The organism is Neobacillus sp. 204, assembly GCF_046562815.1.
In the GTDB taxonomy this organism is placed as follows: Bacteria; Bacillota; Bacilli; order Bacillales; family Cytobacillaceae; genus Neobacillus.
On the sequence record NZ_JBJORY010000006.1, the window covers coordinates 37,198 to 51,784 of the forward strand.

15 protein-coding genes and 1 other RNA gene are annotated in these 14,587 nt (G+C 37.5%); 4 read left to right on the forward strand and 12 right to left on the reverse strand.

What is annotated here, in order from left to right; genetic code table 11:
• Positions 1-4 precede the first annotated feature (4 nt).
• From ACJ004_RS13375 to ACJ004_RS13405, 7 genes are all read right to left on the reverse strand, one after another.
• Complete coding sequence (locus tag ACJ004_RS13375) at positions 5-1,162, reverse strand: THUMP domain-containing class I SAM-dependent RNA methyltransferase (protein WP_410893539.1); 1,158 nt, start codon at positions 1,160-1,162, stop codon at positions 5-7.
• 258 nt (positions 1,163-1,420) lie between these two features.
• Positions 1,421-1,823: RNase P RNA component class B (gene rnpB, locus ACJ004_RS13380), an RNA gene on the reverse strand.
• Between the two features lie 79 nt (positions 1,824-1,902).
• Positions 1,903-2,205, reverse strand: coding sequence for a cell division regulator GpsB (gene gpsB, locus ACJ004_RS13385; RefSeq protein ID WP_410893540.1), 303 nt, complete (start codon positions 2,203-2,205; stop codon positions 1,903-1,905).
• A gap of 143 nt (positions 2,206-2,348) precedes the next feature.
• Entirely contained in the window at positions 2,349-2,906 is a 558-nt protein-coding gene (locus ACJ004_RS13390) for an SLOG family protein (protein ID WP_410893541.1), read from the reverse strand.
• Positions 2,907-3,034: 128 nt separating this feature from the next.
• On the reverse strand, positions 3,035-3,523 hold the full coding sequence (locus tag ACJ004_RS13395; RefSeq protein ID WP_410893542.1) for a CotD family spore coat protein: 489 nt from the start codon (positions 3,521-3,523) through the stop codon (positions 3,035-3,037).
• A 430-nt stretch (positions 3,524-3,953) separates the two neighbouring features.
• A complete protein-coding gene (locus ACJ004_RS13400) occupies positions 3,954-5,216 on the reverse strand; it encodes a ribonuclease H-like domain-containing protein (protein ID WP_410893543.1) in 1,263 nt (420 codons plus the stop codon).
• Between the two features lie 17 nt (positions 5,217-5,233).
• Positions 5,234-7,510, reverse strand: coding sequence for a DEAD/DEAH box helicase (locus tag ACJ004_RS13405; protein WP_410893545.1), 2,277 nt, complete (start codon positions 7,508-7,510; stop codon positions 5,234-5,236).
• A 211-nt stretch (positions 7,511-7,721) separates the two neighbouring features.
• On the opposite strand from ACJ004_RS13405, the gene ACJ004_RS13410 reads away from it, so the two are divergent.
• Complete coding sequence (locus tag ACJ004_RS13410) at positions 7,722-8,420, forward strand: Crp/Fnr family transcriptional regulator (RefSeq protein ID WP_410893546.1); 699 nt, start codon at positions 7,722-7,724, stop codon at positions 8,418-8,420.
• Positions 8,421-8,462: 42 nt separating this feature from the next.
• Here ACJ004_RS13410 and hcp read toward each other — a convergent pair whose 3' ends face one another.
• Complete coding sequence (gene hcp, locus ACJ004_RS13415) at positions 8,463-9,761, reverse strand: hydroxylamine reductase (RefSeq protein ID WP_410893547.1); 1,299 nt, start codon at positions 9,759-9,761, stop codon at positions 8,463-8,465.
• Positions 9,762-9,952: 191 nt separating this feature from the next.
• Between hcp and ACJ004_RS13420 the strand changes: the two genes are divergently transcribed.
• Complete coding sequence (locus ACJ004_RS13420) at positions 9,953-10,432, forward strand: Hsp20/alpha crystallin family protein (protein WP_410893548.1); 480 nt, start codon at positions 9,953-9,955, stop codon at positions 10,430-10,432.
• A gap of 299 nt (positions 10,433-10,731) precedes the next feature.
• Here the strand turns inward: ACJ004_RS13420 and ACJ004_RS13425 are convergent, their stop codons facing one another.
• Positions 10,732-11,295 (reverse strand): YppG family protein, encoded by a 564-nt coding sequence (locus tag ACJ004_RS13425; RefSeq protein ID WP_410893549.1) that lies wholly within the window; start codon positions 11,293-11,295, stop codon positions 10,732-10,734.
• Between the two features lie 188 nt (positions 11,296-11,483).
• Here ACJ004_RS13425 and yppF point away from each other — a divergent pair, with 188 nt between their 5' ends.
• Positions 11,484-11,693 carry a YppF family protein gene (gene yppF, locus ACJ004_RS13430; protein ID WP_410893550.1) on the forward strand — a complete coding sequence of 70 codons (210 nt, stop codon included), beginning with the start codon at positions 11,484-11,486 and terminating at the stop codon, positions 11,691-11,693.
• Between the two features lie 33 nt (positions 11,694-11,726).
• Here yppF and ACJ004_RS13435 read toward each other — a convergent pair whose 3' ends face one another.
• From ACJ004_RS13435 to ACJ004_RS13445, 3 genes are all read right to left on the reverse strand, one after another.
• Positions 11,727-12,083 carry a DUF1798 family protein gene (locus ACJ004_RS13435; RefSeq protein WP_410893551.1) on the reverse strand — a complete coding sequence of 119 codons (357 nt, stop codon included), beginning with the start codon at positions 12,081-12,083 and terminating at the stop codon, positions 11,727-11,729.
• Positions 12,084-12,173: 90 nt separating this feature from the next.
• A complete protein-coding gene (locus ACJ004_RS13440) occupies positions 12,174-12,449 on the reverse strand; it encodes a hypothetical protein (RefSeq protein WP_410893552.1) in 276 nt (91 codons plus the stop codon).
• A 342-nt stretch (positions 12,450-12,791) separates the two neighbouring features.
• Positions 12,792-13,769 (reverse strand): DUF2515 domain-containing protein, encoded by a 978-nt coding sequence (locus ACJ004_RS13445; protein ID WP_410893553.1) that lies wholly within the window; start codon positions 13,767-13,769, stop codon positions 12,792-12,794.
• A gap of 196 nt (positions 13,770-13,965) precedes the next feature.
• Between ACJ004_RS13445 and recU the strand changes: the two genes are divergently transcribed.
• Complete coding sequence (recU, locus tag ACJ004_RS13450) at positions 13,966-14,574, forward strand: Holliday junction resolvase RecU (protein WP_410893554.1); 609 nt, start codon at positions 13,966-13,968, stop codon at positions 14,572-14,574.
• The last annotated feature ends 13 nt before the right edge of the window (positions 14,575-14,587 follow it).

The following is a 14,587-nucleotide window of genomic DNA, read 5'->3' on the forward strand; positions in this document are numbered from 1 at the left end:
TTGATTATTTGTCTTGATTTAGTTCATTGTCACGAGGAGGTTTCTTTCCCCAATATTGATAAAGATCCGTACGAATAAAGCCGTTAAAGAGTTTTCGCTTTTTTGTTGCGGGTCTGCCATAAAATTGTTCAAACTGCTCGTTGGAAGTCAAAATATATATTGACCATGTATCTAGTGCGTTGAATGCCTGGCCCATTTCCTTATACATCTGTTCGACTGCTTTTTTATCCCCAAGTCTTTCTCCATATGGAGGATTCCCGACGATGACCCCGTATTGCTTATGTGTAGAAATATCTCTGACCTGCATTTGCTTGAATTGGATTAAGTCGCCAAATCCCGCTTCAAAGGCATTATCTTGGGCAATTTTCACCATTCTATGATCGATATCAGTTCCTAAAATATCTATTGGCTGATCATAATTTGCTAAGTCTTCCGCTTCATTTCTAGCGTCTTCCCAAACCTTCGCTGGTATCCAATTCCAACGCTCAGATACAAATTCCCGATTAAATCCTGGAGCAATATTTTGCCCAATCATTGCCGCTTCAATGGGAATCGTCCCCGAACCGCAGAAAGGGTCCATAAATGGACGGTCTGCTTTCCAATTCGTGAGAAGTATAAGTGCAGCAGCAAGAGTTTCCTTTAGGGGTGCCTCCCCCTGATCAACGCGATAGCCACGTTTATGCAGTCCTTGACCGCTCGTGTCAATGGTAATGGTGGCAACGTCTTTTAGTAGTGCCACTTCGATGCGAAAAAAAGCACCGTTTTCTTCAAACCATGTATTTCGCTTATAGTGTTGTTTCATTCGTTCTACTACGGCTTTTTTTACAATAGCCTGGCAATCTGAAACACTGAATAGCTTTGACTTTACAGATTTACCAACAACCGGGAATTCAGCATCCTCGGGTAAGAATCTTTCCCATGGGAAGGCCTTGGTTTTTTCGAATAACTCATCAAAGGTATACACCTTAAATTCGCCGACCTTAATCTTAATTCTATCCGCTGTTCGGAGCCATAAATTACTACGGGCTATTGCATATTCATCCCCTGTGTATGTAACCTTGCCATTTTCAACTTCACAGTCGTATCCTAATGCCCGGACTTCTTTAGCAACTAAAGCTTCAAGCCCCATTGCTGCAGTTGCTATTATTTGATAATTTCCCATTTTTTCACCCTTAATTCATTCATTTGTATGTATGTTTTTGTTTAATATGATAATCTTTCATTCGCTTTCATTATTGACAAAAAGTAGGAAACGAATGCAATCTGTATTCTATATTAGTGGCTTGTTGATTGCAGGGAAAGGCGCTCCAATCAAAAAAGTGGCATATTCAATAATTAACTTTATAATAGCCATAATAATAAAAAGCCCTCCTTGTTAGGAGAGCCGTTTAATATCCAGCATACATTCCCATTAATAACGTTCTGTAAGCCATGTTCTGTACCAGTGTACTACAAACGACACGGGTGTGTCTCGTACTTAGGTGGTAATCATCTATCTACAGGCTCATATTTGACCTGTCCTTCTCCTTGTTCAATTCCTCAGAGAAAGTGCCCCTACCATTATTTGGGTTTCTCGCTCGTGGGGTTTACCCGTTCCACCCTTTCCATTTCTAGAAAGGCTACGTCACTGTGGCACTTTTATAGGTATTCATACCATATCCTAAAAGGACTTAGGTATTTTCCCGGCCGTCAGTTGGATGCTAGCCCCAACTGCCCTAGCTTATGAATTCACTAGGCACGAACACTACGAGCATCTCAGCTCGTGCGAGCATGGACTTTCCTCTGCAAGATGCAAATGCATCTTACAGCGATTACCCGAACGTTATTAATGAATACAATTTATTATATGTATTTCACGCTGGTATTTCAATGGTTATTAACAGGAAATCTTCCTATTTTTTGTTAATCGTAGAGCTTGTTACCAAAAACATGTTTTTCAAGATTGGATAAACGCTTCAAGATATCAAAATTTGTTGTACCTGCAGGTTGAGCTGCTGGCTGCCTTTTTGAAGTTTCTTCAAGCTGTTTTCGTAGTCGAAGGTTTTCCTGTTGAAGTTCTTCAACCTCTTGATGAAATGTTCCATAATCTTTAATGATAAGATCTAAAAATTTATCGACATCTTCTTGTTTATAACCACGTACTCCAGTCTTAAACTCTTTTTCTAAAATATCCTTAGCTGTTAATTTCACTTTGTCTGAAAGCATTCTATTCACCTCGGTATTCGCCAATCACTACCTATTATTTTTTCAAAAATATGTAGTTTTGTCAATTTTCATTTGTTTTGTAAATATTGCGATTTATAAATCAATACAATATATGGAATAATTACCGTAAAAATGACCAAAACCTAAAAATCACTCCGTTTCAATTGTTCTTCTTCCACGATCATTTGTAAATCATAAAAAGTTATCAGTTTAATTGAGTATGAGTGTTTCTTTTGGTACTCCAACGCCATTTCGTAAAGATATTTTGGGCTTCCTTCCTTTTCCTGATCGTAAAGGAGGAGGAGGCCTTCACTTTTTTCAATAAAAAATTGATTTTTCAACCGAAATTGCCATGGTTTTTCATATCCCTTTTTCGTAACAGAATCAATAAAGTCTGCTTGTTCAAGGACAGATTCATACCATTCCTTGTTATTTTCCTTCCATGATGCTTGCTGGTCTAGAAATGGAGTGATTACCGCAAGCTTTAGATCAGGAAATTCCATTTGTAATTCAAAAACAACCTCTGCAGCCCACAGTTCCACGCCTAACTGACCGCTTATCAGCACCCATTCTAATCCTTCTTCCACCATTGGTAGTAAGGATTTCTTTATGGCAGACTTAATAAAAAAAACCGAGGGGTGGTCGTTTTTAAAAATCCCTAATTCAAACGGTTTATAACCCGATATGACTAGAACTTTCATCTAAAATGTTCTCCTCAATAAAGAAATTTTATAAAAATGGACAAACATTTGGACAAGGATAGCATATCATGTAGTAAGAATAAATAAAAAACAAGGGCTAGAAAGCCCCTGTAATCGCCGTTACCCTATTAGCGTCTAGGTCCCATGAATGGTCCTGGGCCAAAACCTGGGCCTCCTGGGCCAAATCCCGGGCCTCCTGGGCCGAAACCTGGACCTCCTGGACCGAAACCTGGACCTCCTGGGCCAAAACCTGGACCTCCTGGGACAAAACCTGGGCCTCCTGGGCCGAAACCTGGGCCTCCTGGGCCGAAACCTGGGCCTCCCATTCCTGGCATAACATTTGGCAGAGCATTTGGTAAAACATTTGCTTCAGGCAAAACTGCTGGCATAGGTGCTATTGGCGCACAAGGGTTACAGCAGTTGATTTGCTGATTGCATACCTCTTCAGCGCAAGAAGCAGTTTGTGGACAATAATGTTTATGTTGATACAAATGGTGATTCACCGTAGTTGTATGAACAGGGTGAATATGGGGAACCACTGTTGTTGAAAACGTATGGTTCACAATTTGTTGAGTCGGATGAATAACAGGCGGCATGAAATTAGTTCCAAGATACATAAAATAATCTCCCTTCAGAATTTTGTTTACATTACAGCCTATGTTGAAGGGATTACTCTTGTACTAATGAAAATACCTATTTTTCCTTGAAGATAGTTCATTTTCATGCTTCTATTTAGATATGTTTAAATATGCCTAACTTTGAACAAAAAAGTAGTTCTTATTAGACATATGTTTCATTTATAGAAAAGAATAAAAGCTATCTTTTAAACTTGTAAAAATAACTGCAGTTAAACAGACGACAACAAAAAATAAAAATAAAATCGCTTTATACATATTACCAGCTCCAAATGTTTTGTAAGTCTTTTTTTCAATTCAATTTCAAATTTTACAACTTTCTACCTTGTTTAACAATATGGAAATGCTGGTTTTTCAAACAAATTACAAAGATTTTTTGACAAAAAAGTGAACTTTACTTTTAACAATGGTTTTACAAGCTATTTTGCCGTTTTCGCTCTAACCGTTTAAGTCTAAATTGGAATTGTTCTAAGTTTAATTGACCTGAAATTTTTGGTGTTTGTTCTAATTGAGATACAATCATAATTGCTTTTTGACAGTAATCTATGGCAAGTCCAAAATCTTTTAATCTATGTTCATATATTTTGGCCAGTTCTAAGCAGGCTTCTAACATCAGCCGATTATCACCAGATTCAACAACATCTGAAAATAATTTCTCAGCTCTTACCCAATCATGTTCTTTTTTGCGTTGTAATGCCAAAGAATATTTTGCTTGAAAGGAAGTAATATCACTTCCATTAACAAGTTTGGTTAAAACTTTCTCAGCTTGATTTTTTTCACCCAAAGAAGCAAACCAGCGCCCTACTTCAAAAGATTCCGACCTTGTTTGATCTGTGTCAATTCCACATAGTTGAAAAGTGATATGTGTATATAAAGTAACGAGGGATAAAATATCAATTTCATTATGCTTAAGAATACCTAGCATTCCATCAGGCTGTTTACTATCAATGAAATCAAAATAAATCATGGGAGCTAAAAAGCCAGGAATATCATCCACGCGGTCCACCCCGAGAACCTCTTTCTCCACTACAGCTAACTTTAACCGTTCTAATTTATGCTTCCAAAGCCTCTTTGCCGCATGAAACAAATCAAAATGACCAAACTGCGGCAACTTAGGGACATGTTCCCTTACAAGGGTATGCCTTGTTTTAACCTGTGGCCAATCAAATGACTTTCCATTATAAGTCACTAGCGTTTTATAATCCACTTTTTCTAGAAAGCTTTGATATAAAGGGACCTCTGCCCCTGGATTCGGTAAAATATGTTGTCTTAAGATAAGAGAATCTCCAGAAATGCTCGCATAGCCGAGTAGGAAAATAGTGTTTCCTACTCCCCCTCCAAGTCCAGTTGTTTCAGTATCAAAAAAGAATAATTCTTCAGCTTGATGACCTTCTGCTGATAAAGGATGATTGACGGGCTGATTGTTCCAAATTTCGACTGCAGTTAGAAAATCACGAAAACGGTAATGTCCATGCTGGTGTGAAAGTGGATAGATCACTTCTCTTATCAAACAGTAACTCTCGTCCAAAAAATAAGGGAACACGTTTGCTTGCTCCCATTTTTCCTTAAAAGGAACCTCAATGTTCGCTTCTTGTGATGGGGTATACATTTTTTCTAATGGTCCACCGACAGAAAGATGTGGTTTTAAACGATTTAATTTATTTTTTAACGACATCGCTCATCTTCCTTCTCCTATATGGAGGATTTTAAAAATGCTTCAATTATTTTTAAGGCATCCTGTTTGGCTGATTCACTAACGGTGTCCGTGCCAATACAGGACGGGCAGCCAAATTTACACTGACAGCCAGTAATCATTTTCTTTGTTTCCGCAAATACTTCTGTCATCCCAGAATGTATTTTTTCGCTTAAGCCAATCCCACCTGGGTAACGATCATAAAAGAAAATGGTTGGCTTTTCGTTATGGTCCGCTTTTACTTGCGGGATGACATGTATATCCTGAGGGTCTGCCATTACGAATAAAGGTGCTATATGGTTTAGTGCATGTGCCGTTCCAACAAGACCCTGTTCGAGTCGCTCATGCCCCATTTCTGCCAGCGGTTGGTTTAAGGAAATCCAAGCAGCATTTGTATGCAGCTCCTCTTCAGGCAGATGGATCGGTCCAGACCCAATGTTTTCGTGTGTTTCAAATTTTATTTTTTTAAAAATGGTTGCCATAGCTCTTACACTTACATCCCCATAGCCAAACTCTGCATCAACTAATGATTGAAGTTTGTCCACTTCTAAAACTTTTAATTGAACCGCTAAATTAGCATCTGTAAAATAGTCAACATCCACTTCCCTCACGAACGCCTTTTTCTCTTCCCAATCGAGTTTTTCCACCTGGAATTGAGTACCTTGATGTAAATAAATCGCTTCATCATGGAGAAGCGTCATCGCAGAAAAGCGGTCCATTTCACCAATGACCTTAACATTGGCTACATCTGATTGATCAACTATTATTACATTTTCCTGTGATGCAGACCGCAAACTAATGTTATGGGCAGGAAAGGAATCATTCATCCAATACCACTTGCCACCGTTATGATATAGAACACGTTCTTCTGTTAAGTATTCTAGGAGTTCCTCTGTTTCCAGATTTCCAAATTGCTCTCCTGTTTTAAACGGGAGTTCATATGCAGCACATTTCATATGATCGATTAGAATAATTAGATTATCTGGATTGATCCTTGCAGTTTCAGGGCTTTTATTAAAAAAGTAGTCAGGATTCTGTATAATATATTGATCAAGCGGACTAGAACTCGCCACCATAATGACTAGTGCCTCACTATGCCTTCTTCCCGCTCTTCCAGCCTGTTGCCAAGCACTGGATATGGTACCAGGATAGCCGGTCATGATACATACTTGCAACTGTCCAATATCCACTCCTAGCTCAAGAGCATTGGTGCTGACAACCCCGTAAATTTCACCCGAACGGAGACCTTTTTCAATTTTCCTGCGTTCCGTTGGGAGATAACCGCCTCGGTAGCCCATAATTGATTTTGAACCCAATTGATTTTTCACTAATTCTTGCAGATAGGTCAAAATAATTTCGACTCTAACCCTACTTCTTGCGAAAACAATCGTTTGAATTTTGTTCTTTAAAAGTTCCCCTGCAATTTTTCGGACCTCAAGCGTCGCACTTCTTCTAATATTTAATGGCTTGTTTACAATGGGAGGGTTATAAAATAGAAAATGCTTAGTACCACTCGGTGCCCCGTTGTTATCGATCAGGTTCATCTTTTCATTCGTTAAAGTTTCTGCTAACTCAAGTGGATTCGCAATGGTTGCGGATGTACAGATAAACACAGGGTTGCTTCCATAATATTTACAAATCCGTTTTAGCCTTCTAATGACATTGGCCACATGGCTGCCAAATACGCCGCGATAAGTATGAAGTTCATCGATAACAACAAATTTAAGGTTTTCAAACAGAGAAACCCATTTTGTATGATGAGGCAGAATGGCAGAATGAAGCATATCTGGGTTAGTAATCACCACATGCCCTGCTTGTCTCACTCGTTGGCGAATATTTGCCGGCGTATCCCCGTCGTACGTATAACTATTAATGTCTACCCCTGCTGTTTGAATAATTTCATTGATTTCACTCTTTTGATCTTGTGCAAGTGCCTTAGTAGGAAACATATAAAGAGCGCGTGCACTTGGATTTGCGAGAATCGTTTGCAAGACTGGCAGATTATAGCAAAGGGTTTTTCCTGAAGCTGTAGGTGTCACTGCAACAATACTTTTTCGTTCCATAATTTTTTCATAGGCAGCGTTTTGGTGTGTATAAAGCTGTTCTATTCCCCTGCCATTAAGAGCAGATTTTAAAACTGTATGGAGGTCATCAGGAAGAGGGACAGTTTGAGCCTGCTTTTCTTCGATTGTGTGCCAAGTAACAATATTTTCGTTGAATTGGTCATTTATTTTTAAGTCTGTTAAGATATCTTGTAAATTTTTTCTTAACTTCATGAACTTCACCTCATTACATCTATTCTACCCGAATGAACGTTCGCAGCAAAAGTATAAATATTTATTTTATGCTATTATTCTGGTGGTATCTTTTTCCTTTATAATAAATTATCTCTGAACATTTCTTAACTATTAAAATGAATATCATAAACAATTTTTAAATTTTTTTGTTACAATAATAATAACTGACTATGACTGTGAAGGTGATTGAATGAAGATTGAAGAAATAAAAAAGGTTCTCGCGGATTTTACTCTTTTTCGTGAATTAAATGATTTTGAACTAACAAAAATCACTGATATCGCCATTGCTAGAGAATGGAAAAAACAGAGCCATGTTTTTCTCCAAGGTGACCCGCTGGAGAATGTCTATTTTATTTATGATGGTAAAATCAAAATCTACAAAAGTGACATTAATGGCAAGGAACAAATTGTCGCGATTGCAAAAAAGGGCGAGATGTTTCCTCATGTTGGTTTTTTCAGAAAAGGAGATTATCCAGCCTATGCGGAAGTGCTGGAGTCTTCAACACTAATTACTATTCCAATTTCCAAATTTGAAACTGTTTTAATTGAAAACCCTGAGTTATGTATTAAAGTGTTCAAAGTATTAGGAGAGAAAATTGTCGATTTACAAAACCGTTTAGAAGAGCAGATTCTTAATAATACCTATGAACAAATCGTTAAACTTTTGATCCGACTTGCCCAAAAGCACGGGAAAGAACAAGAAGATGGGACGATTCTTTTAAAATCCGAATTCACAAACAAGGATCTTGCTAATATGATTGGTACAACTAGAGAAACGATTAGCAGGACGCTGACCAAAATGAAAAAGGATGAATTAATAGAAGTAGATGATGAAGGCAACATGGTCGTAGACGTAAATATTCTAATGGAAGAGATTCATTTAGTATAACAGTAAAACCGCAGCATAACCTCTGCTGCGGTTTTATTATGATTATTTTACTGATAGTTGAAGCATGTCTTCCATGTCTTCTTTAGCAGTACCAATCAATTTTAGATTAAAAGTATTCTTGAGAACCTGTAAAACCCCTTCAGAAATAAATTCTGGTGGTTTTGGTCCAATTCGAATATCCTGTATGCCGAGACTAAATAGACCCAGTAAAATCGCGACTGCTTTTTGCTCAAACCATGATAAAACAATGCTTACTGGAAGTTCATTCACTTCACAGCCGAATGCATCTGCAAGCGCGAGCGCAATTTTAACTGTGGATCCAGAGTTATTGCATTGGCCTAAATCGATATACCGTGGGATATTCGTTCCTGGCACAACCCCATAATCCACATCATTAAAGCGGAATTTACCACATGAAGTCGTTAATATAACAGTCTCTGGAGGTAGTGAGGTGGCAAGTTCACGATAATAATTACCGCCAGGACCTGGCGCATCACAGCCGGCGATGACAAAAAACCGTTTGATTTTTCCTGCTTTGACTGCATCAATTACCTCTGGTGCTAAGCCTAGAACGGTTTCATGATGAAAACCAGTTAGTAATGTTTCATCAGAATCAATGGCAGCTGCAGGAAGTTCTAACGCTCTGTTAATTAATGGGGAGAAATCATCATTGATAATTTTCTCTACATTTTCAAGTCCAGCAACTTCATATGTAAACATTCTGTCTGCATATGTTCCTTTAATTGGCATTACACAGTTTGTTGTTGCAAGGATGGCCCCAGGAAATTTTTCAAAGAGACGACGCTGATCATACCAAGCTTTTCCGATATTACCCTTTAAATGTGCATATTTTTTCAGCGCTGGATAACCATGAGCAGGTAACATTTCTGAGTGGGTATAAATATTGATACCCTTCCCTTCTGTTTGCTTCAATAATTCCTCTAAAGCAAATAAGTTGTGACCTGTAACAATTATGCACTTGCCTTCAATTTTGTTTTGGCTGACCCTGATTGGTTCAGGAATACCTAACAGGTTTGTATGGGCTTCATCAAGCAGTTCCATTACCCGGACCGCTGATTTACCGACTTTCATCGCCATGTCAATATGTTCTTGAACATTGAAATTAGAATTCGTTAACGTCATGTATAAAGCTTCATGTGTGGTTGCATCTACAAAAGAATCCGTATACCCTAATTGATTAGCGTGTGTTCGATATGCCGCAATTCCTTTTAAGGCAAAAATAATTGTGTCTTGCAAACTAGCAATAGTCTCATCTTTTCCACATACACCAATTACATTACAGCCGCCAGTTGGAGTTTGTTCACATTGATAACAGAACATGTTGTTTCCTCACTTTCAATTTCATTTCTGCTTTACTATACTAATCAGCTCACACTTTTATTGTGATTTACATCACATTTAGAGCAATTGTAATAAATCGTTCAAAAAATTATCGCAATTATATGGCGGCACCTACCCAGTTTTTTCTGCATATACTAGCGAGTGAAATATTGGAAAGTGAGGGAATCCACATGTCTTCTATGGTGCCGAATGATAAAAATTCAAAAAAGCCTAAATCTGAATCTTTTGGGGATTTAATGAAAACGATGAACGACTTTTTCAATGAAAAACCAATCAAGGGCTTTTTACAGTCAATCGATGATTTTTTCAAAAGTCCATTTCCGCCAGGGGCAAACTTCAATGTTGACACAATTGAGACAGGTAACGAATATATCATCTCTGCTGAATTACCTGGAGTTAAAAGGGAACAGATTCATTTAAATATCTCAGGAAACTATTTAACTATTTCTGTGGAAAATAAAGAACTTGAAACTGCCGAGGATGAGCATAATCAGATCTATCGTCGAAAATACTTACAACAAAAATCATCTAGAACCATTTCACTTCCTCATACTATTAACGAAAAGAATGTGAAAGCTTCCTATCGGGATGGTTTATTAAAGATTCGAATTCCACAGGAGAAAGGGAAAATTATTGAAATCGATGACTAAAAATCTCCATATGAAAAGACGGCTAATTCACTTAGCCGTCTTTTTTCTTACGCTTTGGCTGTTAAACTTGTCTGTTGATTTCCACTCTAGGCGTGAGCGGTTCGCGGGCGTTGCGGGGAGCCTCCTCGGCGCTTTTAGCGCCTGCGGGGTCCCCCTGCCCCGTACTCCCGCAGGACATTGAATTTACTTCCTTGAATTCGCCCACGCATGAAGAAAATGCGATAGCATTTTCGAGGAGTCTTCGCGCCTTCCGTTCCAATCAACAGAGTGGAAGAATCAACAATACCCTTTAACACAACCTACGCTTTAAATATTCCACCAAATCCTTTTACAAGCGAGCTAACTTGACTTACAGCATTCATCATCTGTCCTGCTGTATTTACCATCTTATTAATATCCACCGTTCCATCCTGTGACTTAAAAGAATTCATAATAGATTGTACGCCACCTGGTTGTTTGGGGATTGCACTTTGTTTAGGGTATGGGTTCATTACTGGATACCCATTCATCGGCGCGTACTGCGGTTTTTGAATCATTTCTTCCTGCGGTTGTAGTGGATTCTGGAAAAGAAATTGTGAATCCTTTTGTGAAAATGGCTGGCTATTGTAAGATGTATTTTGAGGAACATAGCCTGGTTGATAGTTTTGCATATATGGCGGATAGGCTTGCTGGTAATAAGGGTTTTGTGGATTTTGTTGTTGGTATACAGTCCAATCAAAGTTTTGAGGTGGAGTTTGGTATAAGTATGGTGGATTACTATTTAATTGCTGTTGATTCCTATGCTGACCAACTGGACCTTGGTACATCATTTGCCCTGAGTATCCATTATTGAAGTAATTGGTCGGTCTTTTCTTGCCAAACATGGGCAAACATCTCCTCCGCATTTTTCTACTACACTTTATGAAGGGATGAGATGAAAGGTGACTCTTACGAACAGATTCCCAATGTCAAAATGACAAGAATTTTGTCTAAAGTTTAAATATTGTAAAAACTAGAAATCCATCACTTTCATGATACGATAGAAAAAAGGATGAAGGAGGAGCTAATAGATATGGACATTCGCGAACTAAAAAGCAAATTTATTCAAAGCAGGGATTATATAACTGACGATGTTAACGCATTAATGGATTTTGCTAAGAAAGCGTATATTCAAAACGATATTAACATTAAAGAATATCGTCTTCTTGTCCGTGAACTTGAAAAACAAGGCGCGGTCATACCAGAAACAGATCATTCAGACTCCCTCATCGAACATTCTTAATACACGTAAAAGAGATGCAGCTGCATCTCTTTTCTATTTTTTTAACTCTTTCAATATTTCTAAAAGGAAATATTCTACTGTACGATTTGCATTAATAAACCTCGTTTTGCTGGTCTCTGGAAAAAAAGCTTGAATTGAAAGTTGTTCAATATGTTCAGCAGTAGTATCGATTTGCTTTAGATGAAGATGTTTAAAGTCCGATTCAGAAAGCCATTTCCTCATCGCCAGTTTCCATTGTTCATTTATTTCCTTTACCTCATTTGCAAATGGCTTTATGACTTCATCAAAATCATGCTTGATCCCTGATTCTCTTCCCTCTTGATAATACTTCATGAATAAGCCATTGTAGGCTAATAATTTTTCTGTTAATTGGATGATTTGTTCACACATCGTGGAAGATACCTTTCATGTAAAAAAATAAAAAAGCAGCATGCGGTTATTTCCATGCTACTTTAATTGTTACTGTTATTTTAACGGCAATTAATAGCCTAATTCAAGTTGTAAGGCTCTAGCGACATGGTTTGGATTAGTGCTGGCTAATTCTAAATTAGAAATAGAGTTAACTTTATCAATAGTTTGTTCAAGTCCAAATAGTTTTTGTTTTGATTCCATGATCTTATCCTGCTCGTTCTTATCCATACTTTTACGAAGGTCTGAGAAGGATGCTTCAAGCACCACTTCCAATTCTTCTAATTGATCATATATTTCCGTAAGCATTGAAATCAACTGTTCTTTATCGGACAATGGTTTATTCATAAATAAAATCCCTCCCAGCATTTTCTATTTAGTATAATTCTCTTTCTTTCTCTGGCTTCCTTCTACCTTGACAAAACTAGAAGCTATTCGTCAAAGGTAGTGGTAAAATGGCATTTTCCCCTCAGATATTCGACACTAACTAAACCTGCATGAAAAATTAAAAAGCGCACATTCTAATATTGGAGGTGCTATTAATGTCAAAAAATAATAAGCAAAACAAAAAACAGCAAACAACTCAAACAGATGCAAAAGGGACAGGCTACGGTGATAAAAAGCTTGTTGGTGAAAACCGCCCAGCAGAATAAATACCAAGGAAAAAGCAAGGGGAAATCCTTGCTTTTTCTATTTCCATTTTTTTAACTGCATGGTCTTTTGAAAAGCTAGTATTAATTGAAGCTGATTTGCTTTAGCAAAGTACCAATCAGTCAGATGCATGGGGTGTCGATGACGTACCGGAAGATTCAGCCACAAAGGGGATACCCTTCGATGCTTACTCCAATCCTCATATTTATGTTGATTATGCTCTATAACTGGAAAGCTAGCTCGTAAAATAGGTGTTTTCTGACCTGTTTTTATTTTAAAATATTGTTCATAATCAAATCTTGAACCCGTATGAGGAGTCTTTTCTGCGAACTCATAAAAGTAAGGAAAGAGACGGGGGTGGAAAAGAATACTTGCCAGCCGTTTACCTAAATTGATTCTTTTCGAAAGTGACTTGAAGCCATTTGCACTTGCTCCATAGAGTTCTCCTCCGCAGGTCGGAAACAGCACGCAACTGAAATGAAGCCAATCTTGAAAGGAAAAAAGCTTCGATTGGAAAACTGTTTTTTTATATACAGGGTGTTCCATCACTGGCGTTTGAATGACATTTTGCTCATTTATAATTAAACATGTAGTTAGTCTATTCTTATCGTTTTCCTTCCAATATCGAACCCATTCCTTTTGTATAAAGGCTGAAACATGAAAATATGGAAGTAAATGAAACATTTGTCGATTCATTTTCGTCGAATATTGATAGACCATTAACTGGGGATAGACATCGTGAAAGATAAGCCAATTTGCCCGTTCATAGGTGAGAAATAGCTGTTTTCTCGTCATGTCTGTTATTAATTGAGGAAAGATTGACCCTTGTAAGTCACACATATTCCAGCCGCCATTTCTAGAAACCATACTTGCTAAGAAAGCCCAAATAATATCAGGATTTTTTTTAAAAAATGAAAAATAAGCTTCAGTCCGAGAGATGTTATCAATATTTTTTTTATTCGTTTCAGCTGTAATTTGACGAATGATTGCTTGTTCCTGTATTGTAAGATGATTCATATTCATCTTCCCTTGTGCTTGTTTTAATAGATTATTAGTACTATGGGATAGTTTGGTTCCTTTATGAAAAATGCATCAGGTATAAATTTGGCATTCACGGTACAATTGTTATTAGCGTGTGTATGTAAAAGTATTTTATACACCCCAATCTCGCTAAGATTTGATATGATAAGGATTAGCTTGTGAGGTGTAAAAAATGAATTTTAATTATCCGAATGGAAAAAGGTACTTACCAAAAGAACAAAACACAGAAAGCCCTGTAAAAAAAAAGAAAAACAATTCTTACAGTAATAGAGGTATGACACTTGAAGAGGATTTAAATGAAACAAATGAATATTACCGGGAGAGAAAAGTAGCGGTTATTCATAAGAAACCAACGCCTGTACAAATAGTACAAGTAGATTATCCAAACCGGAGTGCTGCAGTGATCAAAGAGGCCTATTTTAAATTAGCTTCAACCACTGATTATAATGGTGTATATAAAGGAAGGTATATTGATTTCGAAGCAAAAGAAACACAGAATCCTACCTCCTTTCCGTTAAAGAATTTTCATCAACACCAAATACAGCATATGGAAGAGGTCCTTAATCAAGGAGGTATTTGTTTTGTTATCCTTCGATTTACAAGGTATGAACAAGTTTTCTTACTTGAAGCAAAACACTTGCTAACCTTTTGGGAGAGAATGACAAATGGAGGAAGAAAATCAATAACCAAAGAAGAAGTGGAACAAATGGGGCATCTGATTCCACTTGGATTTAGACCTCGAATTGACTATATTAAGATTATCGATAAGCTTCACAATTGAAAAAGGCTCGAAA

Coding starts and splice junctions, on each gene's coding strand:
- ACJ004_RS13435 (WP_410893551.1), bottom strand. CDS start 12,083: ATGTGTGAACAAATCATCCAATTAACAGAAAAATTATTAGCCTACAAT.
- ACJ004_RS13410 (WP_410893546.1), top strand. CDS start 7,722: ATGAAGATTGAAGAAATAAAAAAGGTTCTCGCGGATTTTACTCTTTTT.
- ACJ004_RS13395 (WP_410893542.1), bottom strand. CDS start 3,523: ATGTATCTTGGAACTAATTTCATGCCGCCTGTTATTCATCCGACTCAA.
- yppF (WP_410893550.1), top strand. CDS start 11,484: ATGGACATTCGCGAACTAAAAAGCAAATTTATTCAAAGCAGGGATTAT.
- ACJ004_RS13440 (WP_410893552.1), bottom strand. CDS start 12,449: ATGAATAAACCATTGTCCGATAAAGAACAGTTGATTTCAATGCTTACG.
- ACJ004_RS13405 (WP_410893545.1), bottom strand. CDS start 7,510: ATGAAGTTAAGAAAAAATTTACAAGATATCTTAACAGACTTAAAAATA.
- recU (WP_410893554.1), top strand. CDS start 13,966: ATGAATTTTAATTATCCGAATGGAAAAAGGTACTTACCAAAAGAACAA.
- hcp (WP_410893547.1), bottom strand. CDS start 9,761: ATGTTCTGTTATCAATGTGAACAAACTCCAACTGGCGGCTGTAATGTA.
- ACJ004_RS13375 (WP_410893539.1), bottom strand. CDS start 1,162: ATGGGAAATTATCAAATAATAGCAACTGCAGCAATGGGGCTTGAAGCT.
- ACJ004_RS13400 (WP_410893543.1), bottom strand. CDS start 5,216: ATGTCGTTAAAAAATAAATTAAATCGTTTAAAACCACATCTTTCTGTC.
- ACJ004_RS13420 (WP_410893548.1), top strand. CDS start 9,953: ATGTCTTCTATGGTGCCGAATGATAAAAATTCAAAAAAGCCTAAATCT.
- ACJ004_RS13425 (WP_410893549.1), bottom strand. CDS start 11,295: ATGTTTGGCAAGAAAAGACCGACCAATTACTTCAATAATGGATACTCA.
- ACJ004_RS13445 (WP_410893553.1), bottom strand. CDS start 13,769: ATGAATCATCTTACAATACAGGAACAAGCAATCATTCGTCAAATTACA.
- ACJ004_RS13390 (WP_410893541.1), bottom strand. CDS start 2,906: ATGAAAGTTCTAGTCATATCGGGTTATAAACCGTTTGAATTAGGGATT.
- gpsB (WP_410893540.1), bottom strand. CDS start 2,205: ATGCTTTCAGACAAAGTGAAATTAACAGCTAAGGATATTTTAGAAAAA.